The 19,531-nt window shown below is 55.4% G+C and carries 19 protein-coding genes and 1 pseudogene; 7 read left to right on the top strand and 13 right to left on the bottom strand.

Annotated elements, in window-relative coordinates; translation table 11 throughout:
* Positions 1-56 precede the first annotated feature (56 nt).
* The 6 genes from J8X26_RS09740 to J8X26_RS09715 all read right to left on the bottom strand — a co-directional run bounded on the left by J8X26_RS09740 (position 57) and on the right by J8X26_RS09715 (position 5,691).
* Positions 57-869 (bottom strand): Cof-type HAD-IIB family hydrolase, encoded by an 813-nt coding sequence (locus tag J8X26_RS09740; RefSeq protein WP_208950783.1) that lies wholly within the window; start codon positions 867-869, stop codon positions 57-59.
* Between the two features lie 106 nt (positions 870-975).
* A complete protein-coding gene (locus J8X26_RS09735) occupies positions 976-2,157 on the bottom strand; it encodes an MFS transporter (RefSeq protein WP_371819786.1) in 1,182 nt (393 codons plus the stop codon).
* A 98-nt stretch (positions 2,158-2,255) separates the two neighbouring features.
* Entirely contained in the window at positions 2,256-3,254 is a 999-nt protein-coding gene (locus J8X26_RS09730; RefSeq protein ID WP_208950782.1) for an ROK family protein, read from the bottom strand.
* A 135-nt stretch (positions 3,255-3,389) separates the two neighbouring features.
* On the bottom strand, positions 3,390-4,112 hold the full coding sequence (locus J8X26_RS09725) for an amino acid ABC transporter ATP-binding protein (protein ID WP_165060580.1): 723 nt from the start codon (positions 4,110-4,112) through the stop codon (positions 3,390-3,392).
* On the bottom strand, positions 4,099-4,863 hold the full coding sequence (locus J8X26_RS09720; RefSeq protein ID WP_152323849.1) for an amino acid ABC transporter permease: 765 nt from the start codon (positions 4,861-4,863) through the stop codon (positions 4,099-4,101). The genes J8X26_RS09725 and J8X26_RS09720 overlap by 14 nt, the downstream gene beginning before the upstream one ends.
* A 60-nt stretch (positions 4,864-4,923) precedes the next feature.
* Positions 4,924-5,691 carry a basic amino acid ABC transporter substrate-binding protein gene (locus J8X26_RS09715; RefSeq protein ID WP_165060300.1) on the bottom strand — a complete coding sequence of 256 codons (768 nt, stop codon included), beginning with the start codon at positions 5,689-5,691 and terminating at the stop codon, positions 4,924-4,926.
* A gap of 207 nt (positions 5,692-5,898) precedes the next feature.
* Between J8X26_RS09715 and J8X26_RS09710 the strand changes: the two genes are divergently transcribed.
* Complete coding sequence (locus J8X26_RS09710) at positions 5,899-6,678, top strand: hypothetical protein (RefSeq protein WP_235937407.1); 780 nt, start codon at positions 5,899-5,901, stop codon at positions 6,676-6,678.
* 62 nt (positions 6,679-6,740) lie between these two features.
* Here J8X26_RS09710 and kup read toward each other — a convergent pair whose 3' ends face one another.
* The gene (gene kup / locus J8X26_RS09705) at positions 6,741-8,615 is read right to left on the bottom strand and encodes a low affinity potassium transporter Kup (RefSeq protein ID WP_152323847.1); all 1,875 of its coding nucleotides are present in this window, start codon (positions 8,613-8,615) and stop codon (positions 6,741-6,743) included.
* A gap of 113 nt (positions 8,616-8,728) precedes the next feature.
* Positions 8,729-9,589 carry a LysR family transcriptional regulator gene (locus J8X26_RS09700; protein ID WP_208950781.1) on the bottom strand — a complete coding sequence of 287 codons (861 nt, stop codon included), beginning with the start codon at positions 9,587-9,589 and terminating at the stop codon, positions 8,729-8,731.
* A 114-nt stretch (positions 9,590-9,703) separates the two neighbouring features.
* Here J8X26_RS09700 and J8X26_RS09695 point away from each other — a divergent pair.
* The 3 genes and pseudogenes from J8X26_RS09695 to pptA all read left to right on the top strand — a co-directional run bounded on the left by J8X26_RS09695 (position 9,704) and on the right by pptA (position 11,915).
* Positions 9,704-10,707 (top strand): annotated as a pseudogene (locus J8X26_RS09695) (nitrilase family protein).
* A 347-nt stretch (positions 10,708-11,054) separates the two neighbouring features.
* Complete coding sequence (mntP, locus tag J8X26_RS09690) at positions 11,055-11,627, top strand: manganese efflux pump MntP (RefSeq protein ID WP_152323844.1); 573 nt, start codon at positions 11,055-11,057, stop codon at positions 11,625-11,627.
* A gap of 57 nt (positions 11,628-11,684) precedes the next feature.
* Positions 11,685-11,915, top strand: a complete 231-nt coding sequence (pptA, locus tag J8X26_RS09685) for a tautomerase PptA (protein ID WP_152323843.1) — start codon at positions 11,685-11,687, stop codon at positions 11,913-11,915.
* Positions 11,916-12,005: 90 nt separating this feature from the next.
* On the opposite strand, the gene J8X26_RS09680 is transcribed toward pptA, so the two are convergent.
* The 5 genes from J8X26_RS09680 to J8X26_RS09660 all read right to left on the bottom strand — a co-directional run bounded on the left by J8X26_RS09680 (position 12,006) and on the right by J8X26_RS09660 (position 16,716).
* On the bottom strand, positions 12,006-12,914 hold the full coding sequence (locus J8X26_RS09680) for an SDR family oxidoreductase (RefSeq protein WP_208950780.1): 909 nt from the start codon (positions 12,912-12,914) through the stop codon (positions 12,006-12,008).
* A 388-nt stretch (positions 12,915-13,302) separates the two neighbouring features.
* Positions 13,303-14,160, bottom strand: a complete 858-nt coding sequence (locus tag J8X26_RS09675) for an MBL fold metallo-hydrolase (RefSeq protein WP_208950779.1) — start codon at positions 14,158-14,160, stop codon at positions 13,303-13,305.
* 53 nt (positions 14,161-14,213) lie between these two features.
* Positions 14,214-14,354 carry a hypothetical protein gene (locus tag J8X26_RS09670; protein WP_226790127.1) on the bottom strand — a complete coding sequence of 47 codons (141 nt, stop codon included), beginning with the start codon at positions 14,352-14,354 and terminating at the stop codon, positions 14,214-14,216.
* 189 nt (positions 14,355-14,543) lie between these two features.
* Positions 14,544-15,551: a tryptophan--tRNA ligase gene (trpS, locus tag J8X26_RS09665; protein WP_208950778.1), complete on the bottom strand. Its 1,008-nt coding sequence runs from the start codon at positions 15,549-15,551 to the stop codon at positions 14,544-14,546.
* A 238-nt stretch (positions 15,552-15,789) separates the two neighbouring features.
* Complete coding sequence (locus tag J8X26_RS09660; protein WP_208950777.1) at positions 15,790-16,716, bottom strand: DMT family transporter; 927 nt, start codon at positions 16,714-16,716, stop codon at positions 15,790-15,792.
* Between the two features lie 240 nt (positions 16,717-16,956).
* Between J8X26_RS09660 and J8X26_RS09655 the strand changes: the two genes are divergently transcribed.
* From J8X26_RS09655 to J8X26_RS09645, 3 genes are read left to right on the top strand one after another with little or no spacing between them, the layout of a single operon-like run.
* A complete protein-coding gene (locus tag J8X26_RS09655; protein WP_165060578.1) occupies positions 16,957-17,796 on the top strand; it encodes a transporter substrate-binding domain-containing protein in 840 nt (279 codons plus the stop codon).
* Positions 17,797-17,799: 3 nt separating this feature from the next.
* Positions 17,800-18,510, top strand: coding sequence for a 5-oxoprolinase subunit PxpB (gene pxpB / locus J8X26_RS09650; protein WP_208950776.1), 711 nt, complete (start codon positions 17,800-17,802; stop codon positions 18,508-18,510).
* Positions 18,511-18,521: 11 nt separating this feature from the next.
* Positions 18,522-19,508, top strand: a complete 987-nt coding sequence (locus J8X26_RS09645) for a biotin-dependent carboxyltransferase family protein (protein ID WP_208950798.1) — start codon at positions 18,522-18,524, stop codon at positions 19,506-19,508.
* The last annotated feature ends 23 nt before the right edge of the window (positions 19,509-19,531 follow it).

Raw genomic sequence — 19,531 nt, 5'->3', positions numbered from 1 at the left:
GCCGTATCTGCGGCAGCCTTTTCGTTTTAACCGGATTGAGCGCCGGTTTGCGTCAGTCATGCGAACGGCGGACGCGCATTGAATACATCTTCAATCACCTCAAGTACCCCTTCGTTTTCATGGGAAGGCGCGCGATATTTCGCTGCGGCTTTTGCCGGGGCGGACGCATTCTCCATCGCAAAACCGTAGCCCGCGTAACTCAGCATTTCCAGGTCATTACCGCTGTCACCGAACGCCAGCACTTCATCATCACGGATACCGTAAATCTGCTGGATTTTGCGCAGCCCGCTGGCTTTATGATTCCCGGCGATAATCAGGTCAACGGATCCATGTCCGCTGGTCACCGGCGCGACGATCCCGCCGAGCTGTTCTGTGATTTCCCCCATCAGCGGGTAAACGTCGTCTTCCACGTAGCTCAGCGCGAATTTGAAAATCGTATCGCTGATTTCTGCATAACTTTGCACTTTTGTCAGACGATGATAGTAGCGACGCATCCGGCTGATAAATGCTTCGGGCGTGCCTTCCAGCACATACGCGCCCAGCCTGCCGCAGACAATCGTGTTGATCCCCGGCGTGCGGCTGATCCAGTCCAGCACCAGCGTGACCTGTTCAGGTTCAAGCTTGCCGCAGTAGATTTCCTGCTTTTTATCGACGACGTAACCCCCGCCTTCCGCCACGTAAGCGATCTCTTCATCGATGTCATCAAAGAAGGATTTCAGCTGGTAATACTGGTTACCGCTGGCGACGACAAACTTGATCCCGCGCTCCAGCATTTGCTCATACTGCCCGCGAAAACGGGCTTTGTTATATTCACCGTTCTGATCCAGGAAAGTGCCATCCATGTCGACGGCAATAAGTTTTACGGCCATTACAGCTCCTTACAGGGTCGGATTTGAAACAATCATCATAAACAAAAAAAGGCTGGCGGGGTTCTGCACACCAGTTGGCAAGATGCCACTCAGTTATAAACTTTTATTAATCAGCCTGATATTTTAATTTGTACGCGCCGAACGTCACGATCAGGAATGCGGCAGCGACGGCGGAAAACGCCACGTACAAACTCGACAGGTGCGCGACAAAACCAATCAGCGCCGGACCACCCAAAATTCCGAGATACCCGAGCGTTGCGACAAACGCCACTGACATGTTCACCGGCATCACTTTTTCCTGACCGGCCAGCGTGATCAGCACCGGCGCAATGTTTGCCGCACCAATCCCGACCAGCGCAAAACCGCAAACCGGCAGGAACCAGCCCGGCAGCAGGATCACCATCAGATAACCGGCAATCCCGAGAATTCCGCCCATCACCAGAACGCGTTTACGGCCCAGCGCGCTGACAATCGCGTCGCCGGTCAGGCGCATCACGGACATCGCAATGGCAAACACCGCAAATCCCCATCCCGCATGTTCAAGCGCCAGCCCGCGCTCGCGGGTCAGGAAAACGCCGCCCCAGTCGAGCACTGCGCCTTCGGCCATAAAGCAAATCATCGCCATAACCGCCATCAGGATCAGACGGAAATTAGGCCGTGCTTTAGCTTTACCTTCGTGCGAGCTTTCCTCGTGCGCCCCGAACGGCAGCAGGCTGCGCCACGAAAACGCCGTCCCCAAAATCACCAGCACGATGGCGAAAAATGTGCTGCCCACCGGCGTGATACCGGCGCTGAGCAACAACGCACCGCCACCCGCGCCCGCAATCCCGCCGACGCTCCACAGACAGTGAAAACCCGACATCAGCGGTTTATCCGCGGCCTGTTCAACCATCGTGCCCTGCACATTGACCGCCACGTCCGCCAGCCCGATGCCCATGCCGAAAATGAACAGACTCAGCGCCATCAGCCGGATATCGCTGAATGTCGCCAGCAGCGGCATCATCAGACAATACATCACCACGGCGGCGAGGATCACCGCGCGGCAACCGAATCGGCCGATGATCCGGCCGGAGCCCAACATCGACAACAACGATCCTGCGCCGAGACACAACAGCAGCATACCGAGCGCACCGGCTTCGGAATGCGTTCGCAGCTGCGCGTAGGGCACCAGCGCGCCCCACAATCCCATCGCCATGCCGGTGACAAAAAATATCATCCGCGTAGCCACACGGCGGCCCGGTGCGCCGACCCACTCAGCGGGTTTTTCTAATTCAGGTGACAGTGACAAAGTGCGCTCCTGTGCCGTATTGGATAGTTATTAAAAGACTTTTAATAAGTGCGAAGTATATTGATCAGGGCAACGCAAAGTCAACGCCTGAGGCGCGATTAGTTTCCGAAAGCGATATGCAGGTTGTAGTTATTCAGCGTGAGTTCAGTGATGCCTTGCAGATAGTCCTGCCGCATCGACGGGCGATAAATCAGCGCGGGCATATGCTGCGCGGGAATATGCTCCTGACAGCGTTGGGTAAGTTCGGGGATCAGCGCATCGCTGATTTTCGGGCCGGAGAGCGCAATTGTCGCCGGGTTGATAATGGCGCTGAGCGAGACAATGACCTTGGCCATTTCTTCCGCCACAGGCAGCTTATCGAGATCTTTAAACGGCAGGTTCGACACCTCGCCCGCAAACTGACTGGCGCCCTGCAACACCTGCCCGTTGATGACCATTCCGCAGCCGAGGCAAGGCACGTCAGGCTTGAAAATGTAGGCTACCGGCGCGGTTTTTACCGCGCAGCTGCTGCGGTAAAAACCATAGGCGGTGTAGTTCATGTCGTTGTCAGCCTGCACGTAGATACCGAATTTTTCGCGCAGCTGTTGTTCGATATCCACACCGGCGAACGCGCTGATATCGCAGGTCGCCACGCGCCCTTTCACCACCACGCCCGGCAGGCCGATACCGAGAGCTTTAATGTTCGGGTAATCCGCCAGCAACCCGGCAATCTGCTGATAAAACGTTTCCAGGCTGAGCGGCACAAAGCGCACTTCGCCCTGCGCCAGGCTCGCGCCCGTGGCCGAATTCACCGACCAGATAATCTGCGCCGCCGCATCGCTGCCCTGCGCATAGAGACTCAGCACGGAGAAATAATCGGGGTTATACGCGTAACGCTGCGCAGGCCGCCCGCCGCGGGATTCTTCCAGCTCAAGCGCCAGCACTTCACGCGTCAGACGTAATTCATTAAGCACCGCGCCGCAGGTCGCAATACTCAGCCCCGTTTGCGCCGCCACTTCCGCTTTGGTCGCCGAGCCCAGTGATTTCAACGCCTGAGTGACCAGCACCACGTTATTGATCTTCATTTCGCGGGTTGTACGGTTTTGCGGGGTAATCATGGTGCCTCGGGATGCGGGGAATTTGAGGGTAATTTAGCACAAAATCAGGGCGCGGACTTTTGGCCGATAAAACTCAGAGGGGGAAGTGTTTAGAGGGAGGAAGTATCCGGAGGCAAGTCACCTCCGGATGACGGATTACAGCACCTTACTCAAGAACTCGCGGGTACGCGGATTGGTTGGTGCGGTGAAAAGCTGCGCTGGCGGCCCTTCTTCCTGGATCACACCCTGATCAATAAACACCACGCGATCGGCCACTTCACGGGCAAAGCCCATTTCGTGGGTCACGATCACCATCGTCATGCCTTCGAGCGCCAGCTGTTTCATGACGGCCAGCACTTCGCCGACCAGCTCGGGGTCGAGCGCAGATGTCGGTTCGTCGAACAAAATGATCGAAGGTTCCATCGCCAGCGCCCGGGCGATCGCCACACGCTGCTGCTGACCGCCGGAAAGGCTGGAAGGCCAGGCGTCGATTTTGTCGATCAGCCCGACTTTTTGCAGCAGCTTCTCAGCACGTGAAACCGCTTCGGCTTTCGACAACCCTTTCAGCGACATCGGCGCCATAATCAGGTTTTCCAGCACCGTCATGTGCGGAAACAGATTAAAGCGCTGGAACACCATTCCGACGCCGGAACGCAGCGTATTCAGATTGGTTTTCGGGTCATGAACCGCGAAACCGTTCACCACTACTTCGCCGCCGTTCGGTTTTTCCAGCGCGTTCAGGCAACGCAGGAAGGTACTTTTCCCCGAACCGGACGGGCCGATGATGCACACCACTTCTTTCTCTGCGATATCACACGAGATGCCGCGCAAAACGTGGGTTTCACCGAACTGTTTCTGTAAATCCTTAACGTGAATCACTTTTGCCAAACCTCTTTTCCATGTGTTGAACGAGTAACGAGAGCAGGAAAGTCAGAACCCAGTACACCAGCGAAATCGTCAGGTAGGGTTCCCAGTAGGTGGCGTAAGCGCCTGAAACAGTTCGCGCCGCGTAAGCCAGATCGGCCAGGCCGATGGCGGACGCCAGCGAAGAATCTTTCACAATCGCAATCGCGTTATTGCCCAGCGGCGGCAGAATACGACGAAACGCCTGCGGCAAAATCACTTTGCGCATCGTTTTGCCCCAGCCCATCCCTAATGCACGTGACGCTTCCATCTGGCCGTTATCAATCGACTGGATCCCGGCGCGGAAAATTTCGGAAACGTAAGCGCCCGCGTTCAGCGTAATCGCGACGACACAGGATAAAAACGCGCCGTAATCGGAGCGTAACGCACGGGCGAAATCCGAAGACATCAGGCCGTTGGTCACTAAAATCCCGTCACGCGGATTGATGAACAGCGGAACCAGCGCGAAGTGAACCACCATAATCTGCACAAACAGCGGTGTCCCGCGAAATGCGCTGACGTAAATGCGCACCGGCCATTGCACGGCGAAGCGCAGAACATATTTCCACGGGCCGTCGTCGGCGCGGGCCATGCGTCCGAGGCCGAGCAGCAGGCCCCAGGTGGTGCCTAAAATGACGCAAATGAGGGTGCATTTGATGGTCATCAGCGCGCCCTGTACAAACAGCGGCGCATATTCTGAGATTATCTCCCAGCGAAATCCGGTCATACCTGTCCTTGTTCAGGGGCGCTTTCACGCCCCTGCATATCAATATTTTTCTGGGGGGATTTATTGCGCTGGCAGCGTTGGCACGTTCTTATCAAACCAGGTTTCGTAGATTTTTGCGTAGGTGCCGTCAGCCACGATTTTCTTCAGACCGGCGTTGATTTTACCCAACAATTCCGTGTTGTCTTTGGCGACCGCAATGCCGAAATACTGACGTTCGAACTTGCTGTCCGGCACCAGTTTCAGGGCTTTTTCAGGATGGGATTTGATGTAGTACTTCACCACGCCGACGTCGCCAACCGCTGCGCCAATGCCGTCTTCCGCCAGTTCCTGCAACATCAGCGGCGTGTTATCAAAACGTTTGATGTCCGTGCTGTTTTTGCCCAGTGCGTCAGATACCACGATGTCGCCAGTGCTGGAGTTCACCACGCCGACTTTCAGGCCTTTCAGCGCAGCAACGGAATCCACTTTGGAATCCGCAGGCACCACGATGGATTGTTCTGCCGGGAAATACGGCGCAGAGAAATCGACCATCGCTTTACGTTTGTCGGTAATGGTGATGCCGGAAATAATGATGTCACGATCACCGGAATTCAGGGTGGCGAAAATCCCTTCCCACGGCGTATTGACCAGTTTGATGTCAAAATCTTCCGCTTTAGCGATAGCTTTGATTATGTCGATATCAAAACCTTCCAGCTGTTTCTGGCTGTTTTCATATTCGAAAGGGCGATACGTGCCGCCGGAACCGACCACATATGTGGTCTGCGCGGCGTAGGCGGAAGTGATTAAGGAAGAAAGCAGGCACCCGGTGAGAACTAAAGACTTGAACATGGACACTCCTGTGTGTTTGTTATTTTATGCAGATAATTTGCATAAAAATACACAAATTGACGAAGCGCTTCAACCGAAAATTTGGTGAGGGTGACAGACAGATAAGAAGAATCCTCCGAGTTCCCCGCGGCGACATTCATCTCAATCCTGAGATCGGGTATATTGGTACGCAGATCACAAAAATCCCTTAAAGGAAGACGTCGCACTATGAGTTATCGTTTCACCCTGGCCGCCGTTGCGGCCGTTTTCGCACTCACAGGATGCGCAAACACCAAAACCGCTGAAAAACCGGCGTTCGATCTCGGTTCCACGCGTCTGACCGTCACACACGTTCCGACCAAAACTGACGATGGCACCCAGATTTACGTCACCATTGATGGCAAAGATGCCGGTGCGCTGGGGCTTGGCGAAAGCGTGGAAGTGCAGCTTCCGGAAGGGAAACATCAGGTCGGCGGTTATGCCCGTTCACTGATCGGACGCGTGACTATTGCGCCTGTCGATGTGACAACGTCACGCAACGATATCAGCCATGTGACCTATTCCGTTGCGAATCTCAAGCCGACATTCCTGGTTCGCGCGACAACCCCGATCCCGAAACCTAAGTCAGAGTCGGTGCCGTTAGAACCGATCCCGGCCCTGCCAACGCAAATTGAGGCACCGGCAACGGACGTTCAGGCGCAAACCACAACGCCAGCGGCGGCATCAGCAACGACGCCAGCAGAAACTACAGCACCTGTAGCAGCAACCGCAACAGCAACGCCAGCCACTACAACGCCGGCGACGACAACCAAAACCGAAACCACTACAACGCCGGCTGCGGCAACCACGACTCCGTCTACCACCACGCAGACTGAAACCACGACTACACCGGCAACCCAGACCACTACGCAGTCTGTGCCTGTCACCACGTTGCAGTCGCAGACGGATACCACGACGTCATCGCCTCAGGCAGCTAACATCACTGAACTTCAGGATCCGCAGAGCTAAACTGTTCTGCTTTCCGCACGGCCCGTTTCCGGATTTCATCCCCGGAAACGGGCCGTTTGCTTTTAGAATTTCACCACAGCACCCAGCTCAATCACCCGGTTTGGCGGAATATGATAATGTTCCGGCGCACGCAGGGAGTTACGTTGTAACACCTGGAACAGTTTCCCCCGCGCTTTGAGATACCACGGACGCGGATCGCCCAGCACAAAGGTATCCCGCGACATAAAGAACGACGTTTCATTCATCGTACACTTCAGCCCTTCCAGCCCGCAGCGGTACAAAATATCAGTGACATTAGGTTTTTCCCGCCAGCCATAACTGGCGATAACACGCCAGAATGACGGCGAAAGCTGCTCAATCGTCACACGCCGGACGTTGTGCACGTACGGCACATCTTCCGTCGCCACCGTCAGTAACACCACGCGCTCATGCAATATCTTGTTATGTTTCAGATTATGCAGCAGCACCAGCGGCACTTCATATTGCCCGCGCGACATCACCACGGCGGTACCGGGTACACGTTTCGGCGGCGATTTTTCCAGTGACACAATCAGCGCTTCGAGCGCTTCCGGATCCTGACGTAAACGCCTCAGCAGGCGATTACGTTCAGTTTTCCAGGTGAGCATAATCAGCAAAATCGTCAGGCCGATCACCACCGGCAGCCAGCCGCCGGAGAACAGTTTGACCAGATTCGCGGCAAATAACGGCACATCAATCAGTAGCATGACCGCCATCATCAGGCCGCCCACCCCGCTTTTCCAGCCCCAGTTTTTCACCATCACAATGCCTATCAGCAGTGAAGTAATGACCATCGTACCCGTCACCACAATGCCGTAAGCAGACGCCAGATTGCTGGAGTGTTTGAAGCTGAGGATGGCAATCAGCACCGCGAAATAGAGCAGCCAGTTGACGACCGGAATATAGATCTGCCCCGACTCTTCATCAGAGGTGTAGATGATGCGCATCGGCGGCAGATAACCCATCCGCACGGCCTGACGCGTCAGGGAGAATACGCCCGAAATCACCGCCTGCGAGGCAATCACCGTCGCCAGCGTCGCCAGTATCAGCAGCGGGATCAGCGCCCAGCCGGGTGCCAGCAGGAAAAACGGATTCTGGATGGCGTCAGGTTTGCTGAGTAACAGCGCACCCTGCCCGAAATAGTTCATCACCAGCGATGGCCCGACCAGAATAAACCACGCAATGCGGATCGGCTTTTTACCGAAATGCCCCATGTCGGCGTACAGCGCCTCCCCGCCGGTCACGGACAGCACCACCATGCCGAGCGCGAAAAACGAAACGGTTTTGTATTCCGCAAAGAAGTGCACCGCCCAGTACGGGTTCAGTGCGTGCAAGACCTGCGGATTACGCAAGATCCCGCTGAGGCCCAGCACGCCAATCGTGACAAACCACAGCACCATTACCGGCGCAAAGATTTTCCCGACGCTGCCGGTGCCATTTTTCTGAATGAAAAACAGCAGCGTCAGAACGGCAATGGAAAACGGAATGATAAAACGATCGAGGGAAGGCTCGATGATTTCCAGCCCTTCAATGGCGGAAAGCACCGAAATCGCCGGGGTAATGACGCCGTCGCCGTAGAAGAAACTGCCGCCCACCAGCCCGAGAAACATGATAAGTGGCACCCATCGCGGGCTCAGATTGCGCACGGCCAGCGACATCAGGGTGAGAATTCCCCCTTCGCCGTCGTTGTCGGCGCGCATCACAAAACTGATGTATTTGACCGAAACGACCAGCATCAGTAGCCAGAATATCAGCGACAGAAAGCCGAACAGAGAGCTCTGTGTCAGGGTGATGCCCGCCTGGCCGGTCAGGCATTCCCGCAGGGTATATAACGGGCTGGTACCGATGTCGCCATACACGACACCAATACAGGCCACAGTCACAGTAAGCAGGGATGATTTCTTTTTTATATGTGTCATAAGTGGCTTCGCGATGTCTCAGGACAACCTTTGTTGTCCCATTTTCAGAGTATAGCTGCTGCCACCTGTTCGCCGCCTCAACAACCCTCATTTTCTTTACATAAAAGAAACATTTAACGCACAAAGCCTTTTGCAATCGCAATAAAATTATCGCGGACAGAATCATCATAGCGCGTGTCCCAGGCGATCCCCACCTGCCAGCGGGTTGCTCCCCCCGAAAGCGGCACAATATTCAACCCCGGTGGCGCGATATGCACCACGCTTTGCGGCAACAGGGCCACGCCGGTACCGGCAATAATCAGCGCGACAATCGTCTGAATATCTTCCACCTGCTGCGTGGCGCCCGGAAATATGTGCTGCTCGTGCAGGAACAGCGTCGTCTGCGTATCCAGGCCGCCGCCGCGCGCCGGGTACAAACGCAGCAACGGGAATTTTTGCAGCCAGCCTTCGATGCTCAGGCCATTATTCTCCGGCGTGACCAGCACCAGATTATCGTCAAACAGGCTGTGATAACTGAGCGGTTTCGCCGGTGGCACACGGACAAACCCGACCTGCAACGCCCCGCTTTGCAGCATGTCGTATTGCTGCGCCGAGGGCAGATCTTCGAGCGTGATGTCAACGCCGGGATACTGCGCCCGGAACTGCGCAATACATTCCGGCGCAAAATAAAAACTGGACAGCCCGAAACCTGCCGCCAGAAAACCCTCGCGCCCTTTCGCCACCTGTTCTGCGTGATGCAAAAACAGCTCCGCCTGCGCGACGACTTTTTTCGCTTCCGGCAACAGCCGCTGCCCGCCCGCCGTCAGCGCGGTGCCGTGGCGGCCACGCGTAAACAGCGCCAGGTTTACCCGGGATTCCAGCAGATTGATCTGTTTGGTGAGCGCAGGTTGCGATATCGCCAGCGCCTCTGCTGCCAGGGCGTAATTTCCTTTTTCAGCCAGCACCACGAACGCCTTGAGCAGTCGCGTATTCATATTTTGCATTCCGTTTGGTTATCAAAAATGAAAAAAATTCATTATAAAGTTATCAGCCGGATTGCTGTAATGCCAGTGAAAGTCACCCTTTGTGACCCTTTACGGAGAACGGCGATGAGCGAAGTCACGGCAGTAAAATCGATAAAAACGGCAGTGGTTCAGTTTCAGCATCAGGCCAGCAATAAGGCTTATAACCTGTTGATTATGGAGAAATACATTGAACAGGCCGCCGCGCAGGGTGTGAAGATCCTGGCCTTCCCGGAAATGTGCATCACCGGTTACTGGCACGTGCCGGGTCTTTCGGCGGAAGAAGTGAATGCGCTGGCTGAAGCGGTTGAAACCAGCCCGTCGCTGGCACTGATCAAGGCGCTGGCGGCGAAAAATCAGATGCTGATTGGCGCGGGCCTTATCGAACGCGCGACAGATGGCCGGATTTATAACACCTACGTGGCCTGCATGCCGGACGGTTCTTATCACGCGCACCGCAAACTTCACGCGTTTGAACATCCTGCGTTTAGCTGCGGTGACGGTTTTACCGTTTTTGATACGCCATGGGGCGTGAAGGTGGGGATCCTGATTTGCTGGGACAATAATCTGGTGGAAAACGTACGCGCGACCACGCTGCTTGGCGCGGATATCCTGCTGGCACCGCATCAGACCGGCGGCACCCATTCGCGCAGCCCGCACGGCATGAAACCCATTCCGCTGGAATTGTGGGAACAACGTGCGCAAAGAAAGGAAGAAATCACCGCCGCGTTTAAAGGGGAAAGTGGCCGCGGATGGATCCTGCGCTGGTTGCCATCGCGTGCGCATGATAACGGACTGTTCATTTTATTCAGCAATGGCGTGGGCGCCGATGCGGATGAAGTCCGCACCGGCAACGCGATGATCCTCGACCCCTATGGCCGGATCATCAGCGAAACCTGGGTTGCCGCTGACGCCATGGTCAGCGCCGAACTGGATTTAACGCTGATCCCCCTGAGTTCGGGCCGCCGCTGGATCTACGGCCGACGCCGGAATTGTATTCCATTCTCACCGAGCGTCAGGGCTACGAGCGCGACGCCATCACCGCACGTTTTTCCGAGGAAGCGACGGGGCCGGCATCGCGTAAAGTTTAACGTGTCATAGCGTAATGATTGTGGAAGCCGGTGATGTGCAAGTCCCGGCATTCATTCTTTCACCGTGTTTATTCAGCCGCCTGCAGACTGCGCCTCACCCGCTGAGAATTACTGAATCCCCCCCTCAGAACCTAACGGATTAGGATTACAGGCTTTTTTGCCCCTCTGCGGATGAATTTCAGGCCAAATGAAGCCTTTTCATACAAATATAGCCAAGGCTAACATTCTTAACCAACACTATAACTAGTTGAATATTATGGTTTTTTTATTTTGTTTTTTGTGGCAGACTGCGCGCTTCTGATGATAACCCGCCTTTTTGTCACCAAAGGCATGACCGGTCCGTTTTTATGCAACTTTATACTATCCTCATTCTGGCTTTTGGTATGTCTATGGATGCCTTCGCGGCGGCTATCGGCAAAGGTGCCGCGTTGCACCGTCCCCCGCTGAAAGAGGCACTGCGTACCGGATTAATTTTTGGCGTGATTGAAGCCATAACGCCGGTGATCGGCTGGGCTATCGGGCTGGCGGCCAGCCAGTTTATTATGAGCTGGGATCACTGGGTGGCGTTCACACTGCTGCTGGTTCTGGGGATCCGTATGATTTCCGAAGCCTTCAAAAAAGATAAGGCCGAAGAAGTTGAAGCGCCGCGCCGTCACGGTTTCTGGCTGCTGGTGACCACCGCAATTGCCACCAGTCTGGATGCGATGGCCGTCGGTGTCGGGCTGGCATTCCTGCAAGTGAATATTCTGGTGATGGCGCTGACGATTGGCGCGGCGACCACCATTATGGCAACCTCCGGCATGCTGCTGGGCCGTTTTCTCGGCGCGGCCATCGGTAAATGGGCCGAAGTGCTGGGCGGTATCGTGCTGATTGGCATCGGTACGTCGATTCTGGTCGAGCATTTAGGTTTGCTGAGCTGACGTGAATTACGGTAGCTTTACGGGAAATGGTTCAGCCAATCCGACAGGAGCACCGTAATGCCACATATTGATTTGAAATTTTATCCGCGCGGGCTTTCAGAAGAAGCGACGCAAAAACTGGTCGATGACCTTTCCGCCGTGCTGATTAATCATCTGGGGACGACGGACAAAGCCATCTCCGTGATGTTGACGGAAGTTCAGCCAGAGGCGTGGAAAAGCGATGTGTATGATCCGGTCATCAGACCGGCATTAGATCAGATGGCGAAAAAACCCGGTTATACCCTGTAATCTCCCTCACTGCGTCATCCCCCATTTGAAGACCCCGTCACGGCTAACGTGACGGGGTCACTTTTTAGCACTCATTACTTTTAGCGCTAATTACAGTGTTCCCGTCCCGCCGTCAGAACACCAGACCTGTCCGGAGGAATAGCTACTTTCCGGCGATGCAAACGCGACATACAGCGCCGCGATTTCCGCAGGCTGGCCGGGGCGCCCCAGCGGTGCCTGCTCGCCAAATTTTTCAACTTTCTCCTGCGGCTGCCCCCCCGAGGTTTGCAGAACCGTCCAGTACGGGCCAGGCGCGACAGCATTCACACGAATTCCGTCAGGCGCAAGCTGCTTGGCGAGCGATTTCGTAAACGCCACGATTGAAGCCTTGGTTTGCGAATAGTCGAGCAGATTCTCACTCGGCAAAAATGCCTGAACCGAGGTTGTGTTGATCACCGAGCTGCCGCGCGGAAGATAATCCAGCGCCGCTTTGGTTATCCAGAACATCGCGTAAACGTTGGTTTTAAACGTCGCGTCAAACGCCTCGGTCGTGAGATCTTTAATCGAATTGCAGAACTGCTGACGCCCGGCGTTATTCACCAGAAGATCCAGCCCGCCGAGCTGTTCCGCGGCTTCTTTTACCAGCCTCTGACAAAACTGCTCATCACGGATGTCACCCGGGATCGCAATAATCTTACGCCCTTCACTGCGCAGTAAATCGACGACTTCCCGGGCATCCGGTTCTTCTTCCGGCAAATAGTTAATCGCGACATCAGCGCCTTCACGGGCAAATGCAATCGCGACAGCGCGGCCAATACCCGAATCACCGCCGGTTACCAGCGCCTTGCGGCCTTCAAGCCTGGAACTCCCCTGATAAGAGGTTTCACCGTGATCCGGAACCGGGACCATTTTGCTCGCCAGACCCGGGAACGGCTGTTTCTGCCTTTCAAAAGGGGGCTTTGGATACGCATCCACATGTGGCTGATTGAGGGACGGAGGAAGGGGTTTGTGACTGCTCATGATGGCTCCTTAAACTAAAAACGTAGTATTAAGGGTAGAACACCTCAGCCTGCCCGAGGTGTGTTACGGACAGTTCCGAGTTGAGGCCGGCAAGCATTGAGAGAAAATCAGGTGAACGTCATCGCCCCGCGTCCCTTCTTTTCGTAACGTCGTGATGATTTGAAAAATTCCGGCAACCGTAATTCAGACGCCAACCATCGCCGCTGGCGCCGTAAAAATATGAACGCAGATATCCTCATCCAGCCTGATAGTGCTTTTTTGCTTTCAAATCACGACCCTTCTGGAGAGCGACGTCCATTTCGCAAAATTCGAAGATTCACGGTACCCGACCTTTCACTGAGTGGGGATCAGGCTTTTTGGGTGCTTCAGCGTCAGCGGTTAACCTCTCTCAGCTTTTCGGATAAGCCACATGATAGCCGTCGGTGTTGTCCGGCGGTGTCACCGGCACGATATGCGCAAAACCCGGTTCGCCGAAATGCATACCTGCCACCAGCAGTTTTTCGCGGGCGACCTGCGCCATGATGGTTTTACGGGTGTTTTCCGCCTGAACGGGATCGCAGTCAAAGGCGATGGAAACGCCGGGTTGCGCGGACTGAATGTGCGGGAAATGCACGATGTCGCCCCAAATCAGCAGGCTTTGCTCGCCCGAATCAATGCGGTATCCGCTGTGCCCCGGCGTATGACCGGGCAGCCAGACGGAACGAATGCCTTTCACAATCTCCGCGCCATCAAGAAACTTCAGCTTCGCCGCGTAAGCCGTCAGCATCCGGCGCGCCAGCAAGAAATTACGCTGCCGGTGCTCCGCGACCTGCATCATTTTGCTGTCATCGCGCCAGTATTGGGCTTCGAGCGGGTGAATATGAATTTCTGCATTGGGATAAACCGGTTGCCCCTGCGCGTCCAGCAGCCCGCCGATGTGGTCCGGGTGCGCGTGCGTCAGCAGAACCGTATCGATATCTTCGGGAGCCACGCCCGCAGACCGCAGATTTTCACCGAGCTTTCCGCCGGAATTATTCAGCCCGCCGGTGCCGGAATCGACCAGAAGGGTGCGCCCCGGCCCGCGGATCAGGTAACAATTGATATGAATATTGCCGGGCTCTGCCAGCCCGGCGTCACGTTGTATTTTCGCGGCATCTGCCGTCTCAATGCCGGACAACAGATCCAGGCTTGCCGCCATGTTTCCGTCGCTCAGGGCCGTTACAGTAAAATCCCCAATCTGGCGGGACGCAAAAGACGGATTGTTCATAATCACCTCAGGTTAATTACGTGCATGAGGCTGCAACATTGTGGTTTAGCAACTCATAAGCCTTTGATGTGTTTGATCGCCAGCTGGAGCGCCGAGTTCGGCTCACCGTGGAAATCTAACGCCTCTTCCTGCGCACGTTCGAGACAAAAAACAATGCGCCTGCGGCTGACTTCCTCACAGTTCTGAGCAAGCATCAAACAACATTCACCCACCATCCTGCAGGCCTCTTCAAAAATCTGACCGGACTCTCGCATAGCAAACTCCATCACGCCTGAAAATAAAATACTGTTTTTAGGTTAACGGCATAATTTGATAAAAGTTTGTTTTTTTTACCGAACCTTTACTCAAATTTTCTGAGTTCGCGGACGGCGGGCAAGGCTAAATCAGAACATCACCGGCAACCCGAGCCCGCGTTTTACCTGCACCAGCGTTTGCTGCGTGACGTTTTGCGCCTGTTCGCTGCCGTGGCGCAGCAACGCCAGCAACTGACCTTTGTCCTGAATAAACGCATTCCTGCGGCTGCGGATCGGCGCGAGCAAGGCTTGCAGACAGCCTTCCAGTTCGTCCTTACAAGCCCGGTCGCCTAATCCTCCGCGCAAATAATGCGCTTTCATCGCGCTGACTTTTTCTGCGTCCGGGTGGAATGCGTCCAGATAGCTGAACACCACGTTGCCATCGACCTGACCGGGATCGTTAACCCGCAGGTGATTCGGATCGGTATACATCGCACAGACCGCCTGATGAATGTCTTCTTCGCTGGCGGAAAGCGTCAGCGTATTGCCAAGGGATTTCGACATTTTGGCCTTGCCGTCGATGCCCGGCAGACGCCCCGTTTTGCTCAGCAGCGCCTGACAATGGCGCAGCAACGGCTGACCCGTCAGGCTGTTCATCTTGTGGACGATTTCATTGGTCTGCTCAATCATCGGTAACTGGTCATCGCCGACGGGAATTAAATCCGCCTGAAACGCCGTGATATCCGCCGCCTGGCTGATCGGGTAGGTCATAAAACCGACCGGCAGCGAACGGGAAAAACCTTTCTGAGTAATTTCACTTTTCACGGTCGGGTTACGCTCGACGCGCGCCACGGTCACGATGTTCATGTACAGCAGGGTGAGTTCGGCCAGCGCGGGCAATGCGGATTGCAGGCAGACCACCGTTTTAGTGGGGTCGATGCCCACCGCCAGATAATCCGCCATCACTTCGGGAATATTACCGGCGACTTTTTGCGGGGAATTGCCGTTGTCGGTCAGCCCCTGAAGATCGGCGATCAAAATGTATTGCTGATTATCGTGTTGCAGCGCCATCCGCTGGCGCAGGGAGCCAGCAAAGTGGCCTAAATGCAGCTGACCGGTTGGACGGTCGCCGGTAAGAATGGTTTTTGCGTTATTCATGAGAGTTCCTTTTTGGTTTTTTACGCCGGAAAGGAGTCTGATAAACAACAAAGCCGCCTTCCGGCGGCTTTGTGAACAGATACAGGAATTCAGCCGCCTTTAGAGTGGCAGCCACCAGGAACAACGTGATGTGGTCATGGTATGTATCTGAGTTTTCATGGCGGTAATTTATCATTACTTAGCACGAAAGGTAAATCACGAATTTCTTTGCAAGCCGCTCACTGCGGGCGTTGCGCGGCTATTCGGCTTTTACCGGTTTGATGAGCAATGCTTTTCCCCGGCGTCTTTCGCTCAATACGGCCAGTATTCCGGCGGCGGCAATTACCGATGCGCCAACCAGCGTCGAAACGGTCGGCAGGCTGTCGAGGAACAGGAAACCAATCATCATCGACCAGACCATCGTGGTGTAATCGAACGGTGCCAGCAGCGAGGCATCGGCGTAGCGCAGGCTCAGCGTAATGAGGATCTGCGCCATTCCGCCGAAAAATCCGCAGCCCGTCAGCAGCAAAAGCTGTCGGGTATCGGGGATTTTCCAGCCGAAGAAAATCGTCGCCAGCCCGATCAGCATGGTCATCAGCGAGAAGTAGAAGACGATCGCACCCGGCCTTTCGATACCGTTCAGAAAACGGATCTGCACCGACGACACCGCCGTACACATTGCCGCCAGCAGCGCCAGAATCACGCCAAGTCCGGCTGAAACTTGCGTAAACCCGCCCGAAAGCAGCGAACCGCTGTCACGCAGATGCGCCCACAGCATCACCAGAATGCCGGTGAAACCGACCGCCACCGCCATCCAGCGGGCGGCATGCACGTTTTCTCGCAACAAAATAGCGGCCATGATCACCGTAAACAGCGGCGCGGCGTAGCTGATTGCTGTGGCATCTGCCAGCGAGATATACACCAGCGCCAGATAGTTAAAATACATGCCGCCGGTGCCGGAAAATCCGCGAATTAAATGGCCGAATATATTCTTCGTTTTAATTTGCGCAATAACCGGCCCCTGCAATTTTAGCCAGATCAACAGCGGGAATAAGGCGACGAAAGAGCGAAAGAATATCACTTCTCCGGTAGGAATATTTCCCCCCAACCCTTTTACGCAGGCCAGCATGAGCGTGGCGCATAGGGCGGATAATATTTTCAGCGAAACACCCATTCTGGCGTTCATGTTTTACCCTTTTACTCTTTGAGATTAACGGTCTGAAACTGACCACTATTCTGGCAGAGCCCCCTTTTTTGCGGTCATACAAAAAGCGTATCGCCATACAGGGTTTACTTCTTATACAACGCCAGATTGAGCTTATATAGTCGGGTTGACCTCATAAGAAACCGCAGCCAGTTTTGCTCACAGTGAGCCAGGGGAAGTTGTCGTCACACACCGCTAATTAAAAGACCCGGAGAATGAATGATGAAACTGAAGTTACTGTCTTGCTCTTTGCTGACATTGCCACTGATGGCGGCCTTTTCCTCTGCGAAAGCCGATGTTCTCTCTGATATTCAGGCGCGCGGCGCACTTAACTGTGCCGTGTATTCCGATGTGCCGCCTTTCTCTTCGCCGGATCCGAAAACACGCCAGCTGGCCGGAATGGACGTCGATTTATGCACGGCGTTAGCCAAACAGATGGGCGTAAAACTCAATCTGATGCCGACCTCTATTGAAGCGCGCATCGCGGTGATCGCAACCGGCCGCGCCGACGTGCTGATTGCCAATCTGGCGTACACTAAAACGCGCGGCCAGCAGATTCAGTTCAGCGACCCGTATTACGTGGCGAAAGAAGTGCTGGTGGTGAAAAAGCCGAACGTCAATAAAACCCGTGCGGATTTTAAAGGCAAACGCATCAGCGCCACCAAGGGCACGACGTCAGAGCAATCCATTTATCTGGCGGGCGCGAAAGCCGTGACCTTCCAGGATGCCGCCTCGGCGTTTCTGGCACTCGAACAGAATAAAGCCGTGGGCTTTGTCACCAACACCATGACCGCTATCAAGATGATTTCTCAGGCCGGAAAAGACGGCATCGAACTGGGGATGATCAAAGAACCGATGGCGCTGGAACCGATTGGCGTCGGTATGAAAAAGGACGAACCGGCGTTGCTGGCAAAAGTGAACGGCAGCCTGAAAGCGATGGATGACGACGGCACCATCGATAAAATCTGGGCAAACTGGATCGGACCAAATACCGAATACAAAATGGTGCGCGAAGACAAAGTTCAGCCGCTCTCCAGCCTTAAATTCGAACCTCTGGAATAGCCGATGACCATTGTGTCGCACGAGGTGCCTTCCCGCGTCTCTTATATTCTTGCCAGTCAGGGCGACAACATCAAAATCTCCACCATCGGCAGCCGTGCGTGGCTGATTGAAGCGCCGGGGGATTTCGACCTGCCCGCCCAGCGCCGCATCTGGTCGCTGGCGGCCACACTGCGCGTGCGCGACGACGTCGAATCGCTGATCCCCGGCGTCACCAATTTGCTGGTGCTGTTTCGCCAGACGCCGGAAGATTATGACGCGACTTTCGCCCTGCTGGTCGGCGCGTGGGAACAGGCGCAGGCCGTTCATCCGCAAGGCAAACTGATTGAAATTCCGGTGATTTACGGCGGCGAACATGCCACGGATCTGGATGCGGTTTGTCAGCATACCGGGCTTTCGCCCCGCGACGTCATCCGCCGCCACTCTCAGGGCAGCTACACGGTATTTTCACTGGGCAGCGCGCCGGGTTTTGGCTATCTCCACGGGCTGGATCCGTCTCTCGCTACGCCGCGTAAAAAAGTCCCCTCGCTGAATATGCTCAAAGGCACCGTGACCATCGGCGGTGCGCAGACCGGCGTTTCCGCGCTCACCGGGCCCAACGGCTGGAACGCCATCGGATTCGCCGAACTGACGCTGTTTGACCCGTGCGCTGAGAATCCCGCGCTGATGGCACCGGGTGACAGCGTGCGGTTCCTGCCAGAAAGGATAGAACTGTGACCCCAAAAGCGGTGATTGAAATTGTGAAAACCGGCCCGCTGAATACCGTTCAGGACGCGGGCCGCAGCGGATTTCGGGATATCGGCGTGTCCGTCAGCGGCGTGATGGATCCGCTGGCGTTTCGCGCGGGCAACATCCTGCTGGGCAACGACGAAAACGCCGCCTGCATTGAAGTGCAGATGTTCCCGTTTAAAGTCCGGTTTCTTGCCGATACCAGCATTGCCGTTACCGGCGCGGATTGCCGCACGAAGCTCGACGGCGAAGAGCTTCCGCCCTGGTGGGCCTGTTCCGTCCGCACCGGACAGGAGCTGGAAATGCAGTTTCCGCGTTCCGGCGCGCGCAGCTATTTGTGCGTCGCCGGAGGCATTGACGTGCCGGTCGTCATGGGTTCGCGCAGTACCGCCCTGCGCGGCGGTTTCGGCGGAACAGACGGGCGACCGCTGGCGAAAAACGATCGTCTTGCGGCAGGCGATTCTTTCATCTCACCTTTGCCTGCACAAGGCATGGGTATCGAGCCGCCGCAGATTGCGCTGGCCAACGTGTTCCCGACCAGCACTGAGGGACTGGTGCAACTGCGCGCCATTCCCGCCGGTGAATATGCGCTGTTTGAAGCCGATCTTCCCCGCTTCTGGTCGCAGCCCTGGAAGGTTTCCCTGCACAGCAACCGCACCGGTTACCGGCTGTCCGGCGAACCGGTCACGCCGTCGAAAGTCATTGAAATGCGTTCCTACGGGTTAATCCCCGGCATCGTGCAGGTTCCGCCTGCGGGCGAGCCCATCATTCAACTGGCCGACGCTAATACTGCCGGAGGCTATCCGAAAATTGCCGGCATTATTGAAGAAGATTTGTGGCGTCTGGCGCAGGTTCAGCCCGGTCAGAGCATCCGGCTTGTCAAAAGCGATGCACGCGAAGCCATTGCCGTGGCACGTCAGATCAACCAGTGGTTCTCCCGCCTGCGCGATAACGTAATGCCGGTGAAGACGGTGATGGGGTTTTAAATTTCCCTCATGATGAAACAGAA

It is taken from the genome of Rahnella sp. ChDrAdgB13, from assembly GCF_017655185.1.
Taxonomy (GTDB): domain Bacteria; phylum Pseudomonadota; class Gammaproteobacteria; order Enterobacterales; family Enterobacteriaceae; genus Rahnella; species Rahnella contaminans.
Note: the sequence above shows the minus strand (reverse complement) of the source record. Positions and strands in the feature narration are given on the sequence as shown.